This is a genomic window from Desulfosporosinus nitroreducens (assembly GCF_023897015.1).
Lineage (GTDB): Bacteria > Bacillota > Desulfitobacteriia > Desulfitobacteriales > Desulfitobacteriaceae > Desulfosporosinus > Desulfosporosinus nitroreducens.
The window spans coordinates 1-4,773 of the sequence record NZ_JAMHFY010000059.1 but is presented as its reverse complement, the minus strand read 5'-3'; the positions used below and the strand labels follow the sequence as shown (position 1 = coordinate 4,773).

Annotated in this window: 9 protein-coding genes; 3 read left to right on the top strand and 6 right to left on the bottom strand. The window is 39.0% G+C overall.

Translation table 11 applies throughout. The annotated features are described in order from the left end of the window. Positions 1-337: 337 nt before the first annotated feature. Together M8E35_RS25875 and M8E35_RS25870 are read right to left on the bottom strand one after the other, a co-directional pair. On the bottom strand, positions 338-490 hold the full coding sequence (locus M8E35_RS25875; RefSeq protein ID WP_252473849.1) for a hypothetical protein: 153 nt from the start codon (positions 488-490) through the stop codon (positions 338-340). 14 nt (positions 491-504) lie between these two features. Next, a complete protein-coding gene (locus tag M8E35_RS25870; protein ID WP_252473850.1) occupies positions 505-681 on the bottom strand; it encodes an HNH endonuclease in 177 nt (58 codons plus the stop codon). A 163-nt stretch (positions 682-844) separates the two neighbouring features. On the opposite strand from M8E35_RS25870, the gene M8E35_RS25865 reads away from it, so the two are divergent. Beyond that, positions 845-1,018: a type II toxin-antitoxin system HicA family toxin gene (locus M8E35_RS25865; protein WP_034140069.1), complete on the top strand. Its 174-nt coding sequence runs from the start codon at positions 845-847 to the stop codon at positions 1,016-1,018. 39 nt (positions 1,019-1,057) lie between these two features. After that, positions 1,058-1,450 carry a type II toxin-antitoxin system HicB family antitoxin gene (locus tag M8E35_RS25860; RefSeq protein WP_252473848.1) on the top strand — a complete coding sequence of 131 codons (393 nt, stop codon included), beginning with the start codon at positions 1,058-1,060 and terminating at the stop codon, positions 1,448-1,450. A 241-nt stretch (positions 1,451-1,691) separates the two neighbouring features. Here M8E35_RS25860 and M8E35_RS27135 read toward each other — a convergent pair whose 3' ends face one another. From M8E35_RS27135 to M8E35_RS26645, 4 genes are all read right to left on the bottom strand, one after another. Then, a complete protein-coding gene (locus M8E35_RS27135; RefSeq protein WP_495537923.1) occupies positions 1,692-1,835 on the bottom strand; it encodes a PIN domain-containing protein in 144 nt (47 codons plus the stop codon). A gap of 198 nt (positions 1,836-2,033) precedes the next feature. Beyond that, the gene (locus M8E35_RS25855; RefSeq protein WP_252473847.1) at positions 2,034-2,735 is read right to left on the bottom strand and encodes a hypothetical protein; all 702 of its coding nucleotides are present in this window, start codon (positions 2,733-2,735) and stop codon (positions 2,034-2,036) included. 42 nt (positions 2,736-2,777) lie between these two features. Beyond that, entirely contained in the window at positions 2,778-3,335 is a 558-nt protein-coding gene (locus M8E35_RS25850) for an SH3 domain-containing protein (RefSeq protein WP_252473846.1), read from the bottom strand. An 843-nt stretch (positions 3,336-4,178) separates the two neighbouring features. Continuing rightward, positions 4,179-4,313 (bottom strand): hypothetical protein, encoded by a 135-nt coding sequence (locus M8E35_RS26645; RefSeq protein ID WP_289711016.1) that lies wholly within the window; start codon positions 4,311-4,313, stop codon positions 4,179-4,181. Between the two features lie 136 nt (positions 4,314-4,449). Between M8E35_RS26645 and M8E35_RS25845 the strand changes: the two genes are divergently transcribed. Beyond that, on the top strand, positions 4,450-4,632 hold the full coding sequence (locus M8E35_RS25845; protein ID WP_252473845.1) for a type II toxin-antitoxin system HicA family toxin: 183 nt from the start codon (positions 4,450-4,452) through the stop codon (positions 4,630-4,632). Positions 4,633-4,773 lie beyond the last annotated feature (141 nt).

Sequence of the window (4,773 nt, the reverse complement as noted above, 5' to 3'; positions counted from 1 at the left end):
TTGCTGAAGAGAATAACGTAAATTTCTCACAGGTTCTTCAAAAAGCTTTAAAGGATCAACTTGAGATTCAGTAACAACAATAATTATAGAAAACAATAAGCAGCCTTATTCGGCTGCTTTTTTATCGTGAACCCGCACAATCTAAGTTATTTGTAGAAGCTAAGGGAGATGGTACAGTGAGACAACTAATCGAAGAAAAGCTCCGTAAGACAAGTTTGTAACCTTATTGGACAACCAGGCATAATATGTATTGTGGTGACGGCCATCGTTCCACATCCTTTCTAAAAGAGGAGAGCCTGCGGAAGCTCTCCTCTCCTACATTTTCCACAGTGTCCACCTACATGTTTGCCAGATCATACTTCAACTCAAATACTTTCATAATACCATCTACTTCGCTCTGACAGCGAAAAATAAGCATGCGATTGCCGGCTATTTTTTCCTCTGTTGTATAGATAATCTGTTGAACTTTAATGACGAACCCATGATACATGCTTCCTCCTTGCATTAAAATAAGAGGCTGTGTTCAATGTCATGGCATGCAAGGCAGAGACTAATAAGATTACTATCAGCTAACGCCAACTCTGGATGCTTCCTTAGGTGCTTCTTGTGATGAACACACTCCGCAACGTGGAACTCCCCCTCACCCTTGCATCTTTGGCACTCGTTATTATCTCTTGTCAGTATCTCCCTGCGTTTATGAACCCATTCTTTTTCTTGGACATGTTCCCCCTCCTTTTGCCTATTAGAAAAGAGCCTAGTTACCAGGCTCTTTTAAGAGATATCTTTTATAAAACGCTTGATTCATGCGCATTAAATGCGTATAATATAACTAAGAGGTAAGGAAATGAAACGGAAAGACTTAATAAAAAAGTTAACTGATAATGGTTGGTGGTTATTGAGAAACGGTGCAAACCATGATTTGTACACCAACGGAATATACAGTGAACCGATTCCTCGCCATAGAGAAGTTGATGAAAAGCTAGCAAAAGCGATCATCAAGCGACAGGGGCTAAACTAAGCCCCTTTAACCGCTTTGAAAATATGGAGGTGTTTTTTAATGAAAAAAGTATATCCTGTTGTTTTAACTCCGGCAGACGTAGGCTATGTTGTCTTTGTCCCTGATTTGCATATTAACACCGAGGGCACCGATGTAGCTAACGCCATCGAAATGGCCCGCGATGCGATTGGGCTTTGGGGGATCTGCGAAGAGGATATGGGCCGCTCTATTCCATCACCATCTACTCTATACCCTGTATGCGAATCTAATGAGCTTGTTACCTTGGTAGATATTGATTTCAACGCATACCGCAGGGCAAACGATAATCGTACGATCAGAAAGAACTTAACCATTCCGAGTTGGCTTAATGATCTAGCCGAAAAAGCTGGTGTTAATTTTTCGCAGGTTCTACAGGAAGGCCTTAAAGAAAAGCTTAATGTCCAAAATCGGTAAGTGTTTGAATCTCTAGTCGGGCAGTTTGCCCGGCTTCTTTCTTTTATATTACAAAATAGTCCCTATACTAATAACCGGCTTTCCCTTACCAAACTTTGCAAATAGAAAAAGCGCCCCTTTCGGAACGCTTTCTAACAATACTATTATAGCTCAAAGAACTATCGCATTTCCTCTTAAGTTTTAATATGATAAGTACGACTAAGGAAAATATCCGGGCACAAGAAAAGAGCAGGTAAAATTCTCATTCGCCTGCTCTTTCCAACGTTTCGACATACAACTTTTTTGATATCCTGTAACCACTCTGCACCAAATTATCAAGATAAGGTCTGACTTTTGTAATTTTCTCCGTTCTTTTGGCTAACAATAAGATTCCAATAACACCGATTGTTGTAAGAAGTAAGGCCTATGATTGGGCTGGAATTGCAAACAACCCTAATCATTTCGCAAATCCCATTCATCAAGCAACTTCCTAAGAGACTCATCATCCTGGCATTGTTGCTCTTCCGAATACTCGCCCCAATGCAATCCTCGGCTTCTCAAAATCTCCATAAAATCCAACAATGACCGCCCTGAGAGTTTCGTATTAGTTTTTATCTATAAAGGGAGCAGTTACTTCCTTAGGGCTAATATTGGGATAAGGATCGAATAAGTTCTCTGGAACTTCGCTAGGACTCATATATATTTCGCTCAGGGTTCCCTCAACCTTTTTATCGTTACGAGTAAGCGAATCGTGACGTGCTATTGGAAGGCCTGTTTCAGAATCTACATCTAGAGTTTGATCATTGTATTTATTTTTATATACTAACAATGTTTTCCCGTTAAGAGTCTTCTCTTCCCCTAAAATCCAATTTTGTTTAATATCATCCTTTACACTTTTAAAAATAGACTTTCCTAACAGGATTTTGTTCTCAGAGGCTATTTTATCAGGAATTAACCAAGTAGTAGTATCTACCTTTCCGTCAACATTACCAATTACGATAACACGTCTCCCTTGTTCTTTTACTATTGTTATATTTTGTAGGCCCTCTGAGTCATAAGAATCTGATCTTGATTGAAGGTTAGCAAGATCTGTCCATATTTCTGTACAATTACCAGCTGGATCAGATATTTTAACATATTCAATATTGGAGGCTTTCATTGAACCAACTTTGTTGGCAGTAAATGTTACCCCATCCTTAGGTGTGAATTCCTTAACCGTTGCCGTTACCATAGATGACATACTAAATATCACAAGGGCTATTATTCCAACAAAAATGCTAGAACGTTTTAATCGGTTAATTAACATATATAATCCTCCTCGTATATATTTCTATCCCTCAACAGATTATCAACCTGGTCCGGCGTTCAAGTACCAACCATTGCCATAAACGTAACCTGGTGTATTATATTCATTTAATCTCCAAGCATTTAAATAATTTGGTTGGTATGACAAGTACAAATCAGTCGACGCCTTGGTTACATACTCTCCAGAAGTATGTAACTGCGTTGGAGATGTAAGGTTATAGCTAAGGTAAAAATACATTGATTGGTTAACTTTAACATTACTACACGTTTCAGTCCACTTTTCGCCAGTACTAACCACAGTTGTCACAGCCCAACCAACACGGGAACTATTGTATTGACCGTCGCTTGAAACAGGATAGTAAACCCTATTCCATCTATAACCATCAGCACTCGTATAAATATCGCTCCAATTATCCAATATATCTGCATCATAAGGTTCTTGACCGATTATCGGATAATTAATTCCACCCCCGGTCCTAATATTCAGGCTCGATACCTTAACGTCGTTTACATAGTAAGCTGCAAAAACTGGAATACATGTAACTACTAGCGATAGTAATGTTATAGACAATAAAAGGGATATTTTCCTACCAATCTTCATAAATTATGCCCTCCAATGTTTTTTAGGATACCTTAGAAACTTTGTTCCAGGGAAAGCGTACACACTCCCGGCTACCGTTGCGACAGCGAAGACATTTTACTCAATAATCATTATTTTTTAAATGATGATGCCCGGGACAAGGACTTTGTAGACTCATTCTTTAAAGGCGACTATTCAAAAGCCCAGGATTCGCAGATGAAGGAGAGGATCTTCGAGGATCTGTTGGTATCAATATTAGCGATACCTAATTAGGGGTAGTACCAGCGAAGCTGTCATAGCCCGCAAACCTATGGATTAAATTAGAAACGTGTCGAAACTGTCACCCAGTGCAAAACCTATGGTGTATTATTACATTATCATGTATTCTTCTCAAACATATACCATTTATAATTATCGATCTGTTATCCACCAACGTCCGCATTCTGGACATTACAGTACAGAAAACCCTCCCCTCTAATAAATTTTTCTCTACTCTCTATATAGAGATCAAAAACATGGTAAAAGGTTACACAAAAAGTAAATTTTTTTTATTTAGGAGGTTTATGTAATGAATCCTTAAATTAAAAATGTAGGAGGTGGGGTAGTACCGGTACCAGCGAAGCTGTCACCAGGGGTAAAGTAGATGGTACTACCCCACTAGAGTTACGTTAAGCAAAACAGCCCCCTCGTCAAGAACGAGGGGGCTTACAAGCCATCGGGAACTACCTTCTTCGAGTTTTTTTCTTAGAAGTTCCTAAACCAGTCTCCTGAACTTAGAGTTGCTTGGTCAAACCAGTGCTTAGATGCCGATCAGGATTGGGTACGATAATCAGCATTATTTAGACCAGTCTATCGCCCTTATTACTACGCAACATTCAACCCCTGGGATCTCTTCTTTTGCACACTCCGGACAACACCCTTTTTCAAGATAAGAAAAATAACTTTTTTTACACTTGGGCGTTGTAAAAGAGCTAGCTCAATCCCCGTTCTCTTAGCCATGCCCCCCTCCTTTTAACCAAAAACAAAAAGAGTCTACTCTGACCCTCGGGAAATGTTATTATGAATATTCGTGAATACTTATTTTCAACACGTGCTATACGTGTTATAATTATTACATAGAGAGGAGGTAACCCCTATGAAACCCCGGGAACTTGAGAACATAATCAAAGCCGATGGACGGAAATACACTGATGCCAAAGGCTCACATTATCATTATAAGCATCCATCAAAACCCGGAAAAGTGACAATCCCGTTTCGTAATACAGACCTAAAAAATAAGACCGTAAACTCTATCCTAAAGCAAGCGGGACTGAAATAGCCTCCTTGCCTAGAGTTTATTATCAATATAGAAGTTAAAATAATTAATTAGCAATAAAAGGTGGTATAAGTAATGAAACTAATTTATCCGGCTTGCTTTTATCCTAGCGAAGATGGTTATACCATAGTGTTTCCTGATTTA

What these genes read in the sequence shown, in the direction of transcription:
- M8E35_RS25855 (WP_252473847.1), bottom strand. Translation starts at nt 2,735, where the DNA reads ATGTTAATTAACCGATTAAAACGTTCTAGCATTTTTGTTGGAATAATA.
- M8E35_RS25865 (WP_034140069.1), top strand. Translation starts at nt 845, where the DNA reads ATGAAACGGAAAGACTTAATAAAAAAGTTAACTGATAATGGTTGGTGG.
- M8E35_RS26645 (WP_289711016.1), bottom strand. Translation starts at nt 4,313, where the DNA reads ATGGCTAAGAGAACGGGGATTGAGCTAGCTCTTTTACAACGCCCAAGT.
- M8E35_RS25845 (WP_252473845.1), top strand. Translation starts at nt 4,450, where the DNA reads ATGAAACCCCGGGAACTTGAGAACATAATCAAAGCCGATGGACGGAAA.
- M8E35_RS25850 (WP_252473846.1), bottom strand. Translation starts at nt 3,335, where the DNA reads ATGAAGATTGGTAGGAAAATATCCCTTTTATTGTCTATAACATTACTA.
- M8E35_RS25875 (WP_252473849.1), bottom strand. Translation starts at nt 490, where the DNA reads ATGTATCATGGGTTCGTCATTAAAGTTCAACAGATTATCTATACAACA.
- M8E35_RS25860 (WP_252473848.1), top strand. Translation starts at nt 1,058, where the DNA reads ATGAAAAAAGTATATCCTGTTGTTTTAACTCCGGCAGACGTAGGCTAT.